Origin of the sequence: Streptomyces sp. SID14436 (assembly GCF_010548465.1) — a bacterium.
Lineage (GTDB): Bacteria > Actinomycetota > Actinomycetes > Streptomycetales > Streptomycetaceae > Streptomyces.
In genome coordinates, this window is the sequence record NZ_JAAGMD010000340.1 from 1 (window position 1) to 16,308 (window position 16,308).

General features: G+C 72.8%; 19 protein-coding genes. 5 read left to right on the plus strand and 14 right to left on the minus strand.

Translation table 11 applies throughout. The features are described from left to right. From G3I53_RS11970 to G3I53_RS11985, 4 genes are all read right to left on the minus strand, one after another. Positions 1 to 888: serine/threonine-protein kinase (locus G3I53_RS11970; protein ID WP_164438323.1), on the minus strand; the 888-nt coding region annotated here is incomplete at its 3' end. Positions 889 to 937: 49 nt separating this feature from the next. After that, positions 938 to 1,186, minus strand: coding sequence for a helix-turn-helix transcriptional regulator (locus tag G3I53_RS11975; protein ID WP_164339120.1), 249 nt, complete (start codon positions 1,184 to 1,186; stop codon positions 938 to 940). Beyond that, positions 1,186 to 1,683, minus strand: a complete 498-nt coding sequence (locus tag G3I53_RS11980) for a DUF2975 domain-containing protein (RefSeq protein WP_164339119.1) — start codon at positions 1,681 to 1,683, stop codon at positions 1,186 to 1,188. The genes G3I53_RS11975 and G3I53_RS11980 overlap by 1 nt, the downstream gene beginning before the upstream one ends. 117 nt (positions 1,684 to 1,800) lie before the next feature. Further along, the gene (locus tag G3I53_RS11985) at positions 1,801 to 3,132 is read right to left on the minus strand and encodes an aldolase/citrate lyase family protein (protein ID WP_164339118.1); all 1,332 of its coding nucleotides are present in this window, start codon (positions 3,130 to 3,132) and stop codon (positions 1,801 to 1,803) included. Positions 3,133 to 3,426: 294 nt separating this feature from the next. On the opposite strand from G3I53_RS11985, the gene G3I53_RS11990 reads away from it, so the two are divergent. Beyond that, complete coding sequence (locus tag G3I53_RS11990; RefSeq protein ID WP_164339117.1) at positions 3,427 to 4,365, plus strand: endonuclease/exonuclease/phosphatase family protein; 939 nt, start codon at positions 3,427 to 3,429, stop codon at positions 4,363 to 4,365. Positions 4,366 to 4,391: 26 nt separating this feature from the next. On the opposite strand, the gene G3I53_RS11995 is transcribed toward G3I53_RS11990, so the two are convergent. From G3I53_RS11995 to G3I53_RS12010, 4 genes are all read right to left on the minus strand, one after another. Then, positions 4,392 to 5,354 carry an electron transfer flavoprotein subunit alpha/FixB family protein gene (locus G3I53_RS11995; protein ID WP_164339116.1) on the minus strand — a complete coding sequence of 321 codons (963 nt, stop codon included), beginning with the start codon at positions 5,352 to 5,354 and terminating at the stop codon, positions 4,392 to 4,394. 61 nt (positions 5,355 to 5,415) lie between these two features. Next, positions 5,416 to 6,204, minus strand: coding sequence for an electron transfer flavoprotein subunit beta/FixA family protein (locus tag G3I53_RS12000; RefSeq protein WP_164339115.1), 789 nt, complete (start codon positions 6,202 to 6,204; stop codon positions 5,416 to 5,418). 217 nt (positions 6,205 to 6,421) lie between these two features. After that, on the minus strand, positions 6,422 to 6,931 hold the full coding sequence (locus G3I53_RS12005; RefSeq protein ID WP_164339114.1) for a flavin reductase family protein: 510 nt from the start codon (positions 6,929 to 6,931) through the stop codon (positions 6,422 to 6,424). Positions 6,932 to 7,132: 201 nt separating this feature from the next. Continuing rightward, positions 7,133 to 7,516 (minus strand): thioredoxin family protein, encoded by a 384-nt coding sequence (locus tag G3I53_RS12010; RefSeq protein WP_343240608.1) that lies wholly within the window; start codon positions 7,514 to 7,516, stop codon positions 7,133 to 7,135. Positions 7,517 to 7,833: 317 nt separating this feature from the next. Between G3I53_RS12010 and G3I53_RS12015 the strand changes: the two genes are divergently transcribed. After that, a complete protein-coding gene (locus tag G3I53_RS12015) occupies positions 7,834 to 8,562 on the plus strand; it encodes a lysophospholipid acyltransferase family protein (protein ID WP_164339112.1) in 729 nt (242 codons plus the stop codon). Positions 8,563 to 8,708: 146 nt separating this feature from the next. On the opposite strand, the gene G3I53_RS12020 is transcribed toward G3I53_RS12015, so the two are convergent. From G3I53_RS12020 to G3I53_RS12030, 3 genes are read right to left on the minus strand one after another with little or no spacing between them, the layout of a single operon-like run. Further along, positions 8,709 to 9,782, minus strand: coding sequence for a low specificity L-threonine aldolase (locus G3I53_RS12020; RefSeq protein WP_164339123.1), 1,074 nt, complete (start codon positions 9,780 to 9,782; stop codon positions 8,709 to 8,711). Next, complete coding sequence (locus tag G3I53_RS12025; RefSeq protein ID WP_164339122.1) at positions 9,779 to 10,525, minus strand: SDR family NAD(P)-dependent oxidoreductase; 747 nt, start codon at positions 10,523 to 10,525, stop codon at positions 9,779 to 9,781. The genes G3I53_RS12020 and G3I53_RS12025 overlap by 4 nt, the downstream gene beginning before the upstream one ends. Before the next feature lie 38 nt (positions 10,526 to 10,563). After that, positions 10,564 to 11,961 (minus strand): DUF6421 family protein, encoded by a 1,398-nt coding sequence (locus G3I53_RS12030; RefSeq protein WP_164339111.1) that lies wholly within the window; start codon positions 11,959 to 11,961, stop codon positions 10,564 to 10,566. 253 nt (positions 11,962 to 12,214) lie between these two features. Here G3I53_RS12030 and G3I53_RS12035 point away from each other — a divergent pair, with 253 nt between their 5' ends. Beyond that, positions 12,215 to 12,931, plus strand: a complete 717-nt coding sequence (locus G3I53_RS12035; protein WP_164339110.1) for a glycerophosphodiester phosphodiesterase family protein — start codon at positions 12,215 to 12,217, stop codon at positions 12,929 to 12,931. 3 nt (positions 12,932 to 12,934) lie between these two features. Here G3I53_RS12035 and G3I53_RS12040 read toward each other — a convergent pair whose 3' ends face one another. Then, positions 12,935 to 13,477, minus strand: coding sequence for a GNAT family N-acetyltransferase (locus G3I53_RS12040; RefSeq protein ID WP_164339109.1), 543 nt, complete (start codon positions 13,475 to 13,477; stop codon positions 12,935 to 12,937). A 91-nt stretch (positions 13,478 to 13,568) separates the two neighbouring features. On the opposite strand from G3I53_RS12040, the gene G3I53_RS12045 reads away from it, so the two are divergent. Both G3I53_RS12045 and G3I53_RS12050 read left to right on the plus strand, forming a co-directional pair. Continuing rightward, positions 13,569 to 13,961, plus strand: coding sequence for a VOC family protein (locus G3I53_RS12045; protein ID WP_164339108.1), 393 nt, complete (start codon positions 13,569 to 13,571; stop codon positions 13,959 to 13,961). Positions 13,962 to 14,091: 130 nt separating this feature from the next. Next, positions 14,092 to 14,862, plus strand: a complete 771-nt coding sequence (locus tag G3I53_RS12050) for a VOC family protein (RefSeq protein ID WP_164339107.1) — start codon at positions 14,092 to 14,094, stop codon at positions 14,860 to 14,862. Between the two features lie 18 nt (positions 14,863 to 14,880). On the opposite strand, the gene G3I53_RS12055 is transcribed toward G3I53_RS12050, so the two are convergent. Continuing rightward, complete coding sequence (locus G3I53_RS12055) at positions 14,881 to 15,468, minus strand: MarR family transcriptional regulator (RefSeq protein ID WP_164339106.1); 588 nt, start codon at positions 15,466 to 15,468, stop codon at positions 14,881 to 14,883. After that, a partial coding sequence (locus G3I53_RS12060; protein WP_164438324.1) for an FUSC family protein occupies positions 15,465 to 16,308 on the minus strand: 844 nt, incomplete at its 5' end. The genes G3I53_RS12060 and G3I53_RS12055, both read right to left, overlap by 4 nt.

Below are 16,308 nucleotides of genomic sequence, written 5' to 3' on the forward strand. Positions count from 1 at the left end.
GGCCGGGGGTGCCGCCGGGGCCGGTGCTCCGCCGGCCGACGCCACCGACCGCAGCAGGTCGCGGGCGTCCTCGGCCCCCGGGCGCGCCTCGGGCGCCTTCGCCATCAGCCGGTGCAGGACGGGCGTGAGCGGTCCGGCGCGGCGGGGTTCGGGCAGCGGCTCCTCGACGATGGCCGTGAGGGTGGAGAACGCCGAGGTACGGCGGAAGGGGGCGGTTCCCTCGACGGCCGCGTACAGCGTGGCCCCGAGGGCCCAGACGTCCGAGGCGGGGCCCGGTTCGGCGCCCCGGGCCCGCTCGGGGGCCAGGTAGTCGAGGGAGCCGACGAGTTCGCCGCTGCGGGTCAGATGGGTGGCCGAGCCGTCGCCCGGGTCCTCCATGGTGGCTACGCCGAAGTCGGTGAGCACGATCCGGCCGGAGCGGTCGAGGAGGATATTGCCGGGCTTGACGTCCCGGTGCAGTACGCCCGCGCGGTGTGCGGCCGCCAGGGCGTCCATGACCTCGGCGCCGATCCGCGCCGCCTCCGCCGGCGGCAGGGTGCCGCGCTCGCGGAGCACGTCGTCGAGGGAGGGACCGTCGACCAGTTCCATGACGATCAGGGGCCGGCCGTCCACCTCGGCGACGTCGTGCACGGCGATGACGGCGGGGTGGCGGACCCGGGCGGCGGCCCGGGCCTCGCGGCGCATCCGCAGTCCCAGCTCGGTCAGTTCGGGGCCGGCCGCGTCGGTGTAGGTGCGCAGTTCCTTGACGGCCACCTCGCGGCCGAGGACCTCGTCGCGTGCCTTCCAGACCACGCCCATACCACCGCGTCCGAGCTGCCGCAGGACGCGATAGCGCCCCGCCAGCAGCCGCCCGGCCCCGTCCGGCCGCCCGTTCTCCCCCGCCGACACCGCTGCCCCGTTCCTGTTGAGACCCGCCACCCCGTGTGTGGCGTACAGCCTAGAGGGCTCCGCCGGCGGACGCGGTCGTGGGCGCCGGGACGGGGTCGGGTTCCCAGCGCAGGAGGTCGCCCGGCTGGCATTCGAGGACCTCGCAGAGCGCGGCGAGGGTGGTGAAGCGCACGGCCTTGGCCCGGCCGTTCTTGAGGACGGCCAGGTTGGCGGGCGTGATGCCGACGCGCTCCGCCAGCTCGCCCACGGACATCTTGCGCCGGGCCAGCATGACGTCGATGTCCACGACGATCGGCATCAGATCACCTCGGCGAGCTCGTTCCGCAGCCGCGTCGCCTCGACGTCGCGGGCGACGGCCTGGGCGAGCAGCATCCGCAGCACGAGCACCACGAGTGCGACGCCCAGGACGGCCAGGCCGGCCCCGCCGACCAGGAGCACCACGCCGGGCGCCACGGCCTCACCGGGTGCCAGGAGCACGCCCAGCGCGAACACCAGCAGGGCCGCGGCCACGAAGGCGCCGATGACGACGTGCACGTAGCGGAAGGCGGCGTGGGAGAACACCGTGCCGCGCCGCACCATGGTGACCAGCCGCCAGACACAGACCAGCACCACCTGGGCCGCCGCCACGCCCAGGACCACGACCAGCGGCAGCGACAGGCGCAGGTGGGCGTACTGCGGATCGAGGCCCTCCAGGTCGCTCACCAACAGCGGCACCAGCACGGCCTGTACGCCCACCGAGCCGGCCAGCAGCGCCGCCAGCACGACGCGGAGCGCGAGCACCGTCAGTTGTCCCATCGCCTCTCCCTCCATCGAACCACGATGGAAATCTATCGAGAATCGATAGGTGCGGCAAGTGGGTACGGCAGGTGTCGGCCGAGGGAGGGGTTCCGCGGGCACAGGAAGCGGCGCGGTTCAGCGGGCGGTGGGGGTCAGGTCCCCCCGCCGAGGGGCGGCGAAGCCCTCCAGGTCGGCGCGGGTCAGGCCGGCCGGGCCCGCCACCTCCGCGGGGTCCAGGGCGCCGCAGTCGAGGCCGCGCAGGAGGTATCCGGCGAGGGCCTTGGCGGTGGCCGGTTCGTCCATGACGGCGCCGCCGGTGCGGTCGGCGTACCGGGCGAGCCGGTCGACGGCCCGGTCGCAGCCCTCGCGGTAGAAGGCGAAGACGGCGGCGTAACGGGTCGGGAGGTGGCCGGGGTGCATGTCCCAGCCCTGGTAGTAGGCGCGGGCGAGGGCGCGCCGGGTCAGGCCGTAGTGCAGGCGCCAGGCGGCGTGCACCTGTGCGGTCGGGCCCACCGGCAGGACGTTGGTGGAGCCGTCCGAGACGCGGACGCCGGTGCCGGCCGCCGCGACCTGCATGACGGCCTTGGCGTGGTCGGCGGCCGGGTGGTCACTGGCCTGGTGGGCGGCGGAGACGCCGAGGCAGGCGCTGTAGTCGAAGGTGCCGTAGTGCAGGCCGGTGGCGCGGCCCTCGGCGGCCTGGATCATGCGGGCGACGGTGGCGGTGCCGTCCGCGGCGAGGATGGACTGGCTGGTCTCGATCTGGATCTCGAAGCCGATCCGGCCGGGCGCCAGACCGTGCGCCTTCTCGAACGCGTCGAGAAGCCGTGCCATGGCGGTGACCTGCTCGGGGTAGGTCACCTTGGGCAGGGTGAGCTGGAGCCCCTCCGGCAGGCCGCCGGCCTCCATGAGGCCGGTGAGGAAGATGTCGAGGGTGCGGATGCCGCGGTCGCGGACCGGGGCCTCCATGCACTTCATGCGGATGCCCGCGTAGGGGGCCGCCGCCTCCGTCCCGGTCCGCGGCCCGCCGCCGCCCCGGGCATGGGCCCCGGCCATCAGCCGGGCCGCGCGGGCGGCGTGCCGGTCCTCCTCGGCGTCGGTGCGCCCCCCGTAGCCGTCCTCGAAGTCGACGCGCAGGTCCTCGACCGGTTCGCGCGCCAGCTTGGCCCGGACGCGCTCGTGGACGTCCGCGGCCAGGGCCTCGTCCAGCCCGAGGGCGGCGGCGAAGGAGGCGGCGTCGGGGGCGTGTTCGTCGAGAAGGGCCAGGGCCCGGTCGCCCCAGACGCGCGGGGTGTCGGCGGTGAATTCGTCGCCGGGGACGTAGACCGTGTGCACGGGCTGGCGGGTGCCCGGGTCGCCGGGGTAGCGGCGCTCCAGTTCGGCGTCGACCGGCGCGAGGGCGGCGCCGATCTCCTCGGTGACGGCCTCCTCGATGCTCGTCGCCACCCGCTCCTGCTGGCCCTCGCCCATCCGGCACCCCTTCACGTCGGCCCTGTCCACCTTGCCGGAAACCGCACGGCCGGAAACCGCACGACCCGAACCGCAACCGCGTTTTCCGCTATACGGAATCAACAATCCGTAGAACGAAGTTATCCGGGGACCTTTCACGGGGTCAACACCCGATGCCGCGCGTTCCGCTCCCCCATCTCGGCATGTTCACGACTTTCTGGCACCGTCTTTCCCGGGAGAACCCGAACACCTCGCACACCACCGCCCCGAGCACGAGTCCCGCCGGAAGCCGCCCGCACCGCCGAAGGAGCTCCGTTGCCGCACCGCGCCCGCGTCCCGCGCCGCCTGGGACTGAAGACCGCACTCGCCGCCTCCGTCGCCCTTCCGCTCTCCAGTACAGCACTGTCCCCCGCCCCGGTCTCGGCCGGTGAGGGCCCCGCCCGGCCCCTGGAGGTCATGTCGTTCAACCTGCGCTTCGCGAGCCCGGCCGGGCCGCACAGCTGGGCCGCGCGCAGACCCGTGATGCGGCAGCTGCTGCGCCGCGAGCGTCCGCACGTCATCGGCACCCAGGAGGGCCTCTACGGGCAGCTGCGGGACATCGCGACGGACCTGGGGCCCGCCTACGACTGGATCGGCACCGGACGGGCCGGTGGCAGCCGGGACGAGTTCATGGCGGTCCTCTACGACACGCGCCGGCTCACGCCGGTGGAGTACGACCACTTCTGGCTGTCCGGCACCCCGGACGTGATCGCGTCCAACACCTGGGGGAACGCCCACATCCGCATGGTCACCTGGGTCCGCTTCCGCGACCTGCGGGACGGCGGCCGGGAGTTCTGCGTGCTCAACACCCACCTGGACAACGCCCGCCAGGAGGCCCGCGAGCGGTCCGCGGCCCTCATCGCCGCCCGCGTCACCGGCCTGGCCCGCTCACGGCCGGTGATCGTGACCGGCGACTTCAACGCCGCCGCGCACCGCAACCCGGTGCACCGCACGCTGCTGGACGCCGGGCTGCGCGACACCTGGGACGAGGCGGCCGGGCGCGGGCGGGCGTACGCGACATTCCACGGGTACCGGCCGCTGGTGCCGGACGGCGACCGCATCGACTGGATCCTGGTCACGCCCGGGGTGACGGTGCACCGTGCGCGGCTCAACACGTTCGCGCCGGGCGGACGGTTCCCGAGTGATCATCTGCCGGTGCAGGCGTCCCTGACCCTGGGACGCGTCGAGGCCCCCACGACCGGCGACGGGTCGTGAGGGCCTCGGACGGCGGATGACGACGATCAGCCCTTGCGGGTCTTGATCTCCTCGGTGAGCTGGGGGACGACGTCGAACAGGTCGCCGACGACGCCGTAGTCGACCAGGTCGAAGATCGGGGCCTCGGCGTCCTTGTTGACCGCCACGATGGTCTTCGAGGTCTGCATGCCCGCCCGGTGCTGGATCGCGCCCGAGATGCCGGAGGCGATGTACAGCTGCGGCGACACGCTCTTGCCGGTCTGCCCGACCTGGCTGGTGTGCGGGTACCAGCCCGCGTCCACCGCCGCACGCGAGGCACCCACGGCCGCGCCCAGCTGGTCCGCCAGCGCCTCGATCACCGCGAAGTTCTCCGCACCGTTGACCCCGCGCCCACCGGAGACCACGATCGCGGCCTCGGTCAGCTCCGGACGGCCCGTCGACTCCCGCGGCGTCCGCCCGGTCACCTTCGTACCGGTCGCCTGCGCCGAGAACGACACCGACAGTTCCTCCACCGTGCCCGCCGCAGCGGCCGGCTCCACGGCGGCACTGTTCGGCTTCACCGTGATCACCGGCGTGCCCTTCGACACCCGCGACTTGGTGGTGTAGGCGGCGGCGAACACCGACTGCGTGGCCACCGGGCCCTCATCGCCCGCCTCCAGGTCGACGGCGTCGGTGATGATGCCCGAACCCAGACGCAGCGCCAGACGCGCGGCGATCTCCTTGCCCTCCGTCGAGGACGACACCAGGACCGCGGCCGGGGACACCGCGGCGTGGGCGGCCTGGAGGGCGTCCACCTTCGGCACCACCAGGTAGTCGGCGTACTCGGCGGCCTCGTGGGTGAGGACCTTGACCGCGCCGTGCTCGGCCAGCGTGGCGGCGGTGGCGGCGGCGCCGCTGCCGAGGGCCACCGCGACCGGCTCGCCGATACGGCGGGCCAGCGTCAGCAGCTCCAGGGTCGGCTTGCGGACGGCACCGTCCACGTGGTCGACGTAGACGAGAACTTCAGCCATGGGACTTCTTCTCTCCTGCTTGCGAAGTGTGAGGGGCGGGAAGCGAGCCGAGCCGTGCAGCTCAGATGAACTTCTGGCTCGCGAGGAACTCGGCGAGCTGCTTGCCGCCCTCGCCCTCGTCCTTGACGATCGTGCCCGCGGTGCGCGCCGGGCGCTCGGCCGCCGACTCCACGACCGTGTACGCGTTGTCCAGGCCGACCTCGTCCTCGTCGATGTCGAGGTCGGACAGGTCCCAGGACTGAACCGGCTTCTTCTTGGCCGCCATGATGCCCTTGAAGGACGGGTAGCGGGCCTCGCCCGACTGGTCGGTCACCGACACGACCGCGGGCAGGGACGCCTCGAGCTGCTCGGAGGCGGCGTCGCCGTCGCGGCGGCCCTTGACGGTGCCGTCCGCCACGGACACCTCGGACAGCAGCGTCACCTGCGGCACGCCAAGGCGCTCCGCGAGCAGCGCCGGGACGACGCCCATCGCGCCGTCGGTGGAGGCCATGCCGGAGAGCACCAGGTCGTAGCCGGCCTTCTCGATGGCCTTGGCCAGCACCAGGGACGTGCCGATGGCGTCGGTGCCGTGCAGGTCGTCGTCCTCGACGTGGATCGCCTTGTCCGCGCCCATCGACAGCGCCTTGCGCAGCGCGTCCTTGGCGTCCTCGGGGCCCACCGTCAGCACGGTGACCTCGACGTCGTCGTCCGAGTTCTCCGAGATCTGCAGTGCCTGCTCGACCGCGTACTCGTCCAGCTCGGAGAGCAGACCGTCCACATCGTCACGGTCGACGGTCAGGTCATCGGCGAAGTGCCGGTCGCCAGTGGCGTCGGGCACGTACTTCACAGTGACAACGATCCTCAAGCTCACGCCGGCTCTCCTACTGCATCGTCATTTCTGGCTGCCTGCCTGCAGGCAGCATAGGCGCCTGAAGCGGCCGATCCCGGTCGGGGCGACCCACGCTCCGAACGAAATATTACTCGTCAGTACACCCAGTTCCTGCCCGCTAAGCAAGCGCTTTGAACTGTGACCTTCGCAACGCAGCGTAACCGGAACCGGACCACCGCGCAGCAGGAGGCACCCCCGTTCATTCCCGCAGTCCGGTGAAGCGCCCCTGGTGGTACAGGAGCGGGCTCCCGGCGCCCGCCGGATCGCCCAGCAGGACCTCGGCGACCACGATGCGGTGGTCCCCCGCGGGCACGCGCGCGACCACCCGGCACACCATCCAGGCGAGCACGTCGTCCAGCAGCGGCACCCCTTCCGGCCCGTCCCGCCAGGCGGTCGCCGCGCCGAACCGGTCGGCGCCGCTGCGCGCGAAGGTGGCCGCCAGCTCCCGCTGGTGCTCGCCGAGGAGGTGGACGCCGACGTGGTCGCCGGCCGCGATGGCGGGCCAGGTGGAACCGCCGGTGGCGACCCCGAAGGAGAGCATCGGCGGGTCGGCGGAGACGGAGGCGAGAGAGGTGGCGGTGAAGCCGACCGGTCCCCGGTCGCCCCGCGCGGTGATCACCGCGACGCCCGCCGCGTGCTTCCGGAAGACGGAGCGCAGCAGGCCGGGCGAGCCGGGCCGGGCGGTGCCGAGGTCGGAGGGTGCCGTCATGAACCGTCCTTCTGCGGGTGGAACTCGGGGTGGTGCGGGCGGGCGCGGCAGGTCACCGGGCCCGTCCCCGCGGCGGCGCGGCGCGTCCGGCGGCCGCCGGACGGCCGGGTACCCACCTGGGGCGAAGGAGTTCCGACATGGTGTCAGGCTGACGATAGGTGCCACACACAGTCAAGTCGGCCCGGGGTTCTGGGAGATGAGTCACGACGCGCCGTCACGGTCGCGCACGGCCTCCCCGAGCGCGGCGATCACGTCGGCCCGCCGGGGCTGTCCGGTGGCCCGGCGCACCTCGCGGCCGTCGGCGTCGAGGACCAGCACGGTCGGGGTGCGGACGATCTCCAGCCGCCGTACCAGGGGGAGGTTCGCCTCCGCGTCGATCTCCACATGGGTCACCCCCGGGACCATGCCGGCGACCTCGTCGAGGACGCGCCGGGTGGCACGGCAGGGCGCGCAGAAGGCGCTGGAGAACTGCACCAGGGTGGCGCGCTCGCCGAGGCGGTCGCCGAGTCCGGCGCCGGCCGGTGTCCCGGCCTCCGCCGCTCCGGGCGGGCTGTCCTCGTCCCGCGTCCGTTCCCTCTCAGGCACCCGCGCGCTCCCCTCGTCCGTCGCCGCCACGGCACGTCGCCGTCGTCACTGTGTGCAGCGTCCGGGGAGGCGTGATGATTCCCGCTGGGGGCCGTCCGCGGGACCGGCGACGCCGCGCGACCGGATCACGGGGGCGCAAAAGCACGAGGTGGATCACGGCGTCGACGTGACGAGAATCTCGCGGCAGGCGGGCAGCAGGGCTGGTTCCCGCGCCGTTATTGGGGCACCATCAGCCACGAGCCGTAAACCTACGGCTGCGTAACTTCGACTGGGAGTTCCTCCTTCCCAGGCAGAGAAGGAAGGTTTCCACCCCGCTCATGGCAGAACTCGTCTACCGTCCCGTGATCGGTTTCGCCCAGACACTGTTCAAGGTGTGGGACCTCAAGATCGACTGCCGGGGTTCGGAGAACATCCCGCGCTCGGGCGGAGCGGTGCTGGTGAGCAACCACATCAGCTACCTGGACTTCGTCTTCAACGGCCTGGCCGCGCTGCCGCAGAAGCGGCTGGTGCGCTTCATGGCGAAGGAGTCCGTCTTCCGCCACCGCATCTCCGGCCCCCTGATGCGCGGCATGAAGCACATCCCGGTCGACCGCAACCAGGGCGACGCCGCGTACGCGCACGCGCTGAACTCGCTGCGCTCGGGTGAGATCGTGGGTGTCTTCCCGGAGGCGACGATCTCCCAGTCCTTCACGCTGAAGAGCTTCAAGTCGGGTGCCGCGCGCATGGCCCAGGAGGCGGGCGTGCCGCTGATCCCGATGGCCGTGTGGGGGACGCAGCGGCTGTGGACCAAGGGCCACCCGCGCAACTTCAAGCGCAGCCACACCCCGATCACGATCCGTGTGGGCGAGGCGCTGGAGGCGTCCAAGGACAAGTACGCGGGCGCGATCACCCGCCAGCTGCGGGAGCGGGTGCAGGAGCTCCTGGAGGCCGCGCAGCGCGCCTACCCGGTGCGTCCCAAGGGTCCGGAGGACACCTGGTGGATGCCCGCCCACCTCGGTGGCACGGCCCCGACGGCGGAGCAGGTCCGCGCCGCCGAGGCCCGCTGACTCTCCGGCTCCGGCCGCGCCCCGCCCGGGGCCGGGGCGCGGCCTTCCGCGTTCGCAGGACCGGTCGGTCCCGCACATGACGGTGCGGCCGGCCCGGGGATCCTCGTCCCCGGGCCGGCCGCGCCGCCGTCGTGCGGGCGCCGCCGTCACAGGCGGGCCATTTCCTCCTTGAGCGCCGCGACGAACGTGTCCACGTCGTCCTCGGTCGTGTCGAACGCGCACATCCAGCGCACGTCGCCCGCGGCCTCGTCCCAGAAGTAGAACCGGAACCGCTGCTGCAGGCGCTCGCTCACCGCGTGCGGCAGGCGGGCGAAGACCGCGTTGGCCTGCACCGGGTAGAGGATCTCCACGCCGTGCACCGCGCGGACGCCCTCGGCCAGGCGCTGGGCCATCTCGTTGGCGTGCCGGGCGTTGCGCAGCCACAGGTCCCGGGCCAGCAGGGCCTCCAGCTGCACCGACACGAAACGCATCTTGGACGCGAGCTGCATGGACAGCTTGCGCAGGTGCTTCATGTGCCGGATCCCGTCCGGCTCGAGGACGACGACGGCCTCCCCGAAGAGGGCGCCGTTCTTGGTGCCGCCCAGGGAGAGCAGGTCGACGCCGACCGCGTTGGTGAAGGCGCGCAGGGGCACGTCCAGCGTGGCGGCCGCGTTGGCCAGCCGGGAGCCGTCCACGTGCACCTTCATGCCGCGCGCGTGCGCGTGTTCGCAGATGGCCCGGATCTCGTCCGGGGTGTACACCGTGCCCAGCTCGGTGGCCTGGGCTATGGAGACCACCTGCGGCATCGCGCGGTGCTCGTCGTCCCAGCCGTACGCCTGCCGGTCGATCAGCTCGGGGGTGAGCTTGCCGTCCGGGGTCGGCACGGTGAGCAGCTTGATGCCGCCGACCCGCTCCGGGGCGCCGCCCTCGTCCACGTTGATGTGGGCGCTCTCGGCGCAGATCACCGCGCCCCAGCGGTCGGTGACCGCCTGGAGGGCGACCACGTTGGCGCCGGTGCCGTTGAAGACCGGGAACGCCTCGGCCGTGGGGCCGAAGTGGCTGCGCACGACCTGCTGGAAGTTCTCGGTGTAGGCGTCCTCGCCATACGCCACCTGGTGCCCGCCGTTGGCCAGGGCCAGGGCGGCGAGCACCTCCGGGTGGGCGCCGGCGTAGTTGTCGCTGGCGAAGCCGCGGACGTCCGGGTCGTGATGACGACGCGCGTCGGTCCTCGGCGGGTTCACGGCTTCTCGGTCAGCCACAGACGGTTTCCGTTCACTTCCGCGGCGGGCTTCTCCCAGACCCCGACGATGGCCTCGGCCAGGTCCTTGACGTCCGTGAAGCCCGCGAACTTCGCGTTGGGGCGGTCGGCGCGCATCGCGTCGTGCACCAACGCCTTCACGACCAGGATCGCAGCCGCCGATGTCGGTCCCTGCTCGCCCCCGGCCTTGCGGAAGTAGTCGGCCATGGCCAGCGTCCAGGCCTCGGCCGCGGCCTTGCCCGCCGCGTAGGCGGCGTTGCCGGCGGTGGGCTTCGTCGCGCCCGCCGCGCTGATCAGCACGTAGCGGCCGCGGTCGCTGCGCTGGAGCGCCTCGTGGAAGGCGAGGGAGGTGTGCTGCACGGTGCGCACCAGCAGCAGCTCCAGGAAGTCCCAGTCGTCCAGGCTGGTCTTGGTGAAGGTCTCGCTGCCCCGCCAGCCGCCGACGAGATGGACCAGGCCGTCGACCCGGCCGAACTCCTTCTCGGTGCGGGCGGCCCACTCGCGGGTGGATTCCAGGTCCAGCAGGTCCACCGTGTCACCGGTGACGGTGGCGCCGCCGTGCGCGTAGCGCGCCGCGTCGACGGCCTCCGCCAGCCGTTCCGGGTCGTTGTCCGAGCCGACGACGGTCGCTCCCGCCTCGGCCAGCCTGAGCAGTGCCGCCCGTCCCGCGGGTCCTCCCGCGCCGGCCACCGCGATCACCGCACCGTCGAGCGCCCCGTGCCCCATGTTCCTCGCCTCCTGAGCAGTGGTGTGAACGAGATCGCTCACGCGGCGACCCGCTCGGCGCTGTCCGCCGTGATGCCCTTGGTGGAGGCGATCACGTGCTTCAGCTTCTTGGACAGTGCCTCATAGAACATGCTCAGCGGAAATTCGTCGGGCAGCACCTCGTCGACCAGCTTGCGCGGCGGCAGCGTCAGGTCGAGGGCGTCGGGGCCCTTGGCCCAGGTGGAGCCCGGGTGCGGGGACAGGTAGGTGGAGACCAGTTCGTAGCCGGCGAACCAGTGGACCAGCTTGGGACGGTCGATGCCGTCGCGGTAGAGCTTCTCGATCTCGGCGCACAGCTGATTGGTGACCTGCGGGGCGCGCTCCCAGTCGATGGTCAGCTTGTTGTCGGTCCAGCGGACCACGTCGTGCTTGTGCAGGTAGGCGAAGAGCAGCTGCCCGCCGAGGCCGTCGTAGTTGCGGACCCGCTCGCCGGTGACGGGGAAGCGGAACATCCGGTCGAACAGCACCGCGACCTGGACGTCACGGGCCTGCGGGACGCCCTCACCGGCCAGCTTGACGGCCTCCTTGAAGGCGGTGAGGTCGCAGCGCAGCTCCTCCAGGCCGTACATCCAGAACGGCTGGCGCTGCTTGATCATGAACGGGTCGAAGGGCAGGTCGCCGTGGCTGTGGGTGCGGTCGTGGACCATGTCCCACAGGACGAAGGCCTCCTCGCAGCGCTTCTGGTCGTGGACCATGGCCGCGACGTCCTCGGGCAGTTCCAGGCCCAGGATGTCCACGGCGGCGGCGGTGACGCGGCGGAAGCGGGCCGCCTCGCGGTCGCAGAAGATGCCGCCCCAGGTGAAGCGCTCGGGGGCCTCGCGCACGGCGATGGTCTCGGGGAAGAGCACCGCGGAGTTGGTGTCGTAGCCCGAGGTGAAGTCCTCGAAGGTGATGCCGCAGAACAGCGGGTTGTCGTAGCGGGTGCGCTCCAGCTCGGCCAGCCAGTCGGGCCAGACCATGCGCAGCACGACCGCCTCCAGGTTGCGGTCCGGGTTGCCGTTCTGGGTGTACATCGGGAAGACGACCAGGTGCTGGAGGCCGTCCTCGCGCTGCTCGGCGGGCTGGAAGGCCATCAGGGAGTCGAGGAAGTCGGGCACCTGGAAGCCGCCCTCGGCCCAGCGGACGAGGTCCTCGACCAGGGCCTCGTGGTAGGCACGGTCGTGCGGAAGCAGGGGCGACAGCTGCTTGACGGCCTCGGCCACCTCGCTCACCGCGTTCGCCGCGTCGGAGCGGTCCGGTGCGCCCTCGGCGTCGAAGTCGATCGAGCCGTCCTTGGACTGCCAGGGGCGGATCCGCTCCACGGCATCCTTGAGCACGGGCCATGCCGGGTGATCGACCACCCTGCCTGTCGAAGGAACCTTCCCCTCCGCACCCACTTGCACAAGAATTTCCGTCATCGTCCACACTCCACGGGAGAACCTAGCGTATGGAGACCGTATACATACAAGGTTTCGCTCAGCAAGAGGGACCTCGGGAAATCATCCTGCCCCACCCCCTTCTTCACTGCACTTTTTCCTGTCGATCACGCGTGTGGGCGACGCTGTGCGCGAACAGGGTTCATCCTCTGGACGCGGCGGGCACAGGCGATACGGTCCAGGAGGGCCGCAGGGACGCGGCCCCCCGCCGCCGTCGACGGAAGCGAGTCCAGTCTTGAACTTCCTCACCATCGGTCATCGCGGAGTCATGGGTGTCGAGCCCGAGAACACCCTCCGGTCCTTCGTCGCCGCCCAGGAGTCGGGCCTCGACGTCATCGAGCTGGATCTGCACCTGAGCAAGGACGGCGTCCTCGTCGTCATGCACGACCCGGACGTCGACCGCACCACGGACGGCACCGGCGCGATCGCCGACCAGACCCTCGCCGAACTGCGCGCCCTGGACGCCGGGGGCGGCGAGCGGATCCCCGTGTTCGAGGAGGTGCTCGACGCCGTCCGGGCACCGCTCCAGGCGGAGATCAAGGACGTGCAGGCGGCCCGCGCCCTGGCCGAGGTGATGAACGCGCGCGATCTGGCCGGGCGCGTGGAGGTGTCCTCGTTCCACGACGAGGCGATCGCCGAGATCGCCCGGCTGGTGCCCGGCGTCCGCACGGCACTGGTGTCCAGCCTCCACCCCCGGACGGACTCGAGCGGGGGGACCCCCACCGGCACGGACGTCGTGGACCGCGCGGTGGCGGCCGGCGCCTCCACGGTGTGCCTGAACATCCGCCGGCTCACCCTGGAGATCGTGGAGCACGCGCGCAAGGCGGACCTGCGGATCATCGGCTGGGTCGTGAACACCCAGGACCACCTGAGGCTGGTGCGCGCCCTCGGCCTGGACGGGGCGACCACCGACTATCCCGACATCAAGCGCACCGGCCGGTTCACCGCGTGACGGTCAGCCCAGCTCCTTGACCAGCAGCTCGAACCGGAGGTCGGGGCGCCGCGGGATGCCGAAGCGCTCGTCGCCGTACGGGAAGGGGCTCGTGCGTCCCGTACGGCGGTAGCCGCGCCGCTCGTACCAGGCGATCAGCTCCTCGCGCGCGGTGATCACGGTCATGTGCATCTCGCGGGCGCCCCAGCTCTCGCGGACCTGCCGCTCGGCCTCCTCGATGACCGTCCTGCCGAGTCCGCCGCCCTGGAGCGCGGGGCTGACCGCGAACATCCCGAAGTAGGCCTGCTCGCCGCGGCGCTCCAGCTGGCAGCAGGCGACTATGCGGCCGTCGCGCTCGACGGTCAGCAGCCGGCTGTCCGGGGCCTTGATGACCTCCAGCACGCCCTGCGGGTCGGTGCGCTGCCCGTCCAGGAGGTCCGCCTCGGTGGTCCACCCGGCCCGGCTGGCGTCGCCCCGGTAGGCCGACTCGATCAGCGCGACGAGCTCGTCCACGTCGGCGTCGGTGGCGTCACGGTAGGTCAGGGGAGCGGTGGCGGCGGATTCCATGGGGCGCTTCTCCGGTTGCTCTGTGCGTCTTCGCCACGTCGGGGCGCGGCTCGGCCAGGACGAGACTAGCGCGGCCACTACGCTCGGCCGCATGGTGCACGTACTGGGCAGCCGCGTCCTCCTCCGCCCCTCCGATCCCGAGCGGTCCCGGGTCTTCTACGGCGAGCGGCTCGGGCTCGCCGTGTACCGCCAGTTCGGCACCGGTCCCGAGCGGGGCACCGTGTACTTCCTCGGCGGCGGGTTCCTGGAGCTGTCGGGCCGCTCGGACGCGGCGCCGTCCCCGTCGGTCCGGCTGTGGCTCCAGGTCGAGGACGTCGCCGCGGCGCACGCGGAGCTGCGGGAGCGGGGCGTGGACATCGTCCGGCCCCCGGTGCGCGAACCGTGGGGACTGATCGAGATGTGGATCGCGGACCCGGACGGCACCCCCATCGTCCTGGTGGAGACGCCGGCCGATCATCCGCTGCGGTACCGGCCGGGGATCTGATCCCGCCGGGTGCGATGCGCCCTGCCCGCGGCGGCGCCGTCCGCCGCGAGTCGCGCCGGGATGGCCGGACCGCGAGCCTCCGCTTAGCGTGCTGGAGAGGGCGGCCGGGGGGTCACGCGGGAGGTGTGTCATGGAGCTGACCGAGCCGGTGACCGGCGGGCCCTGCTGGGCGGAGCTCGGGACCAGCGACCTGGAGGGTGCCAAGCGGTTCTACACCCGGCTGTTCGGCTGGCGTCCGGAGACCGACGACCGCCAGGAGGCGGGCGGGTACACGGTCGCCCACCTCGACGACGCGGCGGTCGCCGCGCTCGCGCCGCTCTTCCAGCAGTCCCAGCCCGTCGCCTGGACCGTCTCCTTCGCGGTGACCGACGCCGAGGCCACCCTGCGCCGGGTCCTCGCCGAGGGCGGGAGCGTGATCCTCGGCCCGATGGACGTGTTCGACGTGGGCCGCTTCGCGGTGGCCGCCGACCCGGGCGGGGCCGTGTTCCAGCTCTGGCAGCCGGAGTCGTTCCCGGGCGCCGGGCGGTTCAACGCGCCGGGGACGCTGGGCTGGGTGGAACTGCTGACCCGCGCGCCGCGGCCCTCCGCCGGCTTCTACGGAGCCGTGTTCGGCTGGACCACGGACCTGGACCGGCGGTATCCGCGGTGGAGCATCGGCGGCCAACGGTTCGGCGGCATGGTGACCATGGACGAGAAGTTCCCGCACGAGGTCCCCGCGCACTGGCTGCCCTACTTCGCGGCCGCCGACGTCGACGACACCGCCCTGACCGCCACCCGCGCGGGCGGCACCGTGCTGATGGAGCCCGCCTCGCTCCCCGACGGCGGGCCCCGCATCGCCGTCCTGCGCGACCCGCAGGGGGCCGTGTTCGGCGTGTACCGGGCGGCGGACGGCGGGGTCTGACCGCTGCCGCGCCGCGGGTCACGCGCGCAGCGCGCCCAGGCGTCCCTCCAGCTGGCCCAGCAGGGCACCGAGCAGTGCGGCCAGCTCGCCGAGTTCCGGCCCGTCCAGTCCGGACAGCACGGCACTCTCGTAGGTCAGCTGCACCGGCAGGACCGCGTCGACCAGGTCGCGTCCCGCCGCGGTGAGACGCACGTGGGTGACGCGCCGGTCGCGGGTGTCGCCCCGGCGTTCCACCAGCCCGCGCTCCCCGAGCTGCTTCAGGCGTTTGGTGACGGCGGCCCCCGAGGAGAACGTCTCGCGGGCCAGGTCCCCCGGGGTCAGTTCGTGCCCGGTGCGGCGCAGCGCGCCCAGCAGGTCGAACTCGGGCCGGGTCAGACCCGCCCGGCGCAACGGCGCGTCCTCGGCCTGCTGGAGGAGGGCGGCGCACCGGTTGATGCGTCCGATGACCTCCATCGGACCGGTGTCGAGGTCCGGGTGGACGGCCCGCCACTGGCGGACGACCGCGGCGACCGTGTCGTCACGGCCGGCGCCCGCCGGGAAGCCCGTCATGTCACCCTCGGGCGCCGGGGCTCCTCCGGTGGCCGATGGTCCTGCGGTCGCCGTCATGGCCGTGCGTCCTCCGTGTGTGTGCCCGTGCCGGAACCCGCGAGCAGTCCCTGGCGTCGTACCGTCGCGGCGAGCGTACGGTGTCCCGCCTGTTCGGCGCGTACCACCCGCTCCTGGGGCAGCGCGCGCTGCCACCATTCGCCCGCGGCGGCGTCGGCCGCGTCCCGGAGGCCGACGAGCGCGGCGGTGAGCCGGCGGCGGGCCTCCTCCAGGGCCACCGGGTCCGGCTGCGGCCCGGCCAGGATGCGGGCGGTGTCCTCGCGCGCGGCGTCGGCGGCGGCGAGGGCGTGCTCGACCCGGCTGCCGGCGCGCCGGTTGGTGACGGCCAGGGCGGCGGCGAAGCCCACCAGGGCGCCGACGAGGGTGTCGATCACCCGCTCGGCAACGAGGGCGTCGGTCCGCTGGTGGCCCGCGAACTCGGTGACGAGCAGCGCCAGGGGCGTGACGCAGACAGTGCCGAGCCAGTAGTTGCGGCTGATGAGGGCCTCGGCGCCGAAGTTGAAGGCGAGGCAGCACAGCACCAGGGCGAGCGGGCTCAGGTGGGCCAGCGGCGCCACCGTGGCGAACAGCAGCACGCCGAGGAGGTTGCCGACCACGCGCTGCACCGTACGGCCCCAGGTAAGGGTGATGTTGGCCTGGTAGAGCGAGGCCGCGGTGACCAGGGCCCAGTAGGGGCGGCCGATCCCGAGGGCGAGGGAGGCGTAGCCGGCCAGGGCGCAGCCGAGGGCGGTGCGCACGGCGATCGGGGTAAGGGGGCCGAGCCGGGTCCGCAGCGGGCGGGGCGGGGCCGTCCGCTCGGCGGCCGTGCCGAGCAGTCCGGCTGCCGCCCCGCCGAGGTCG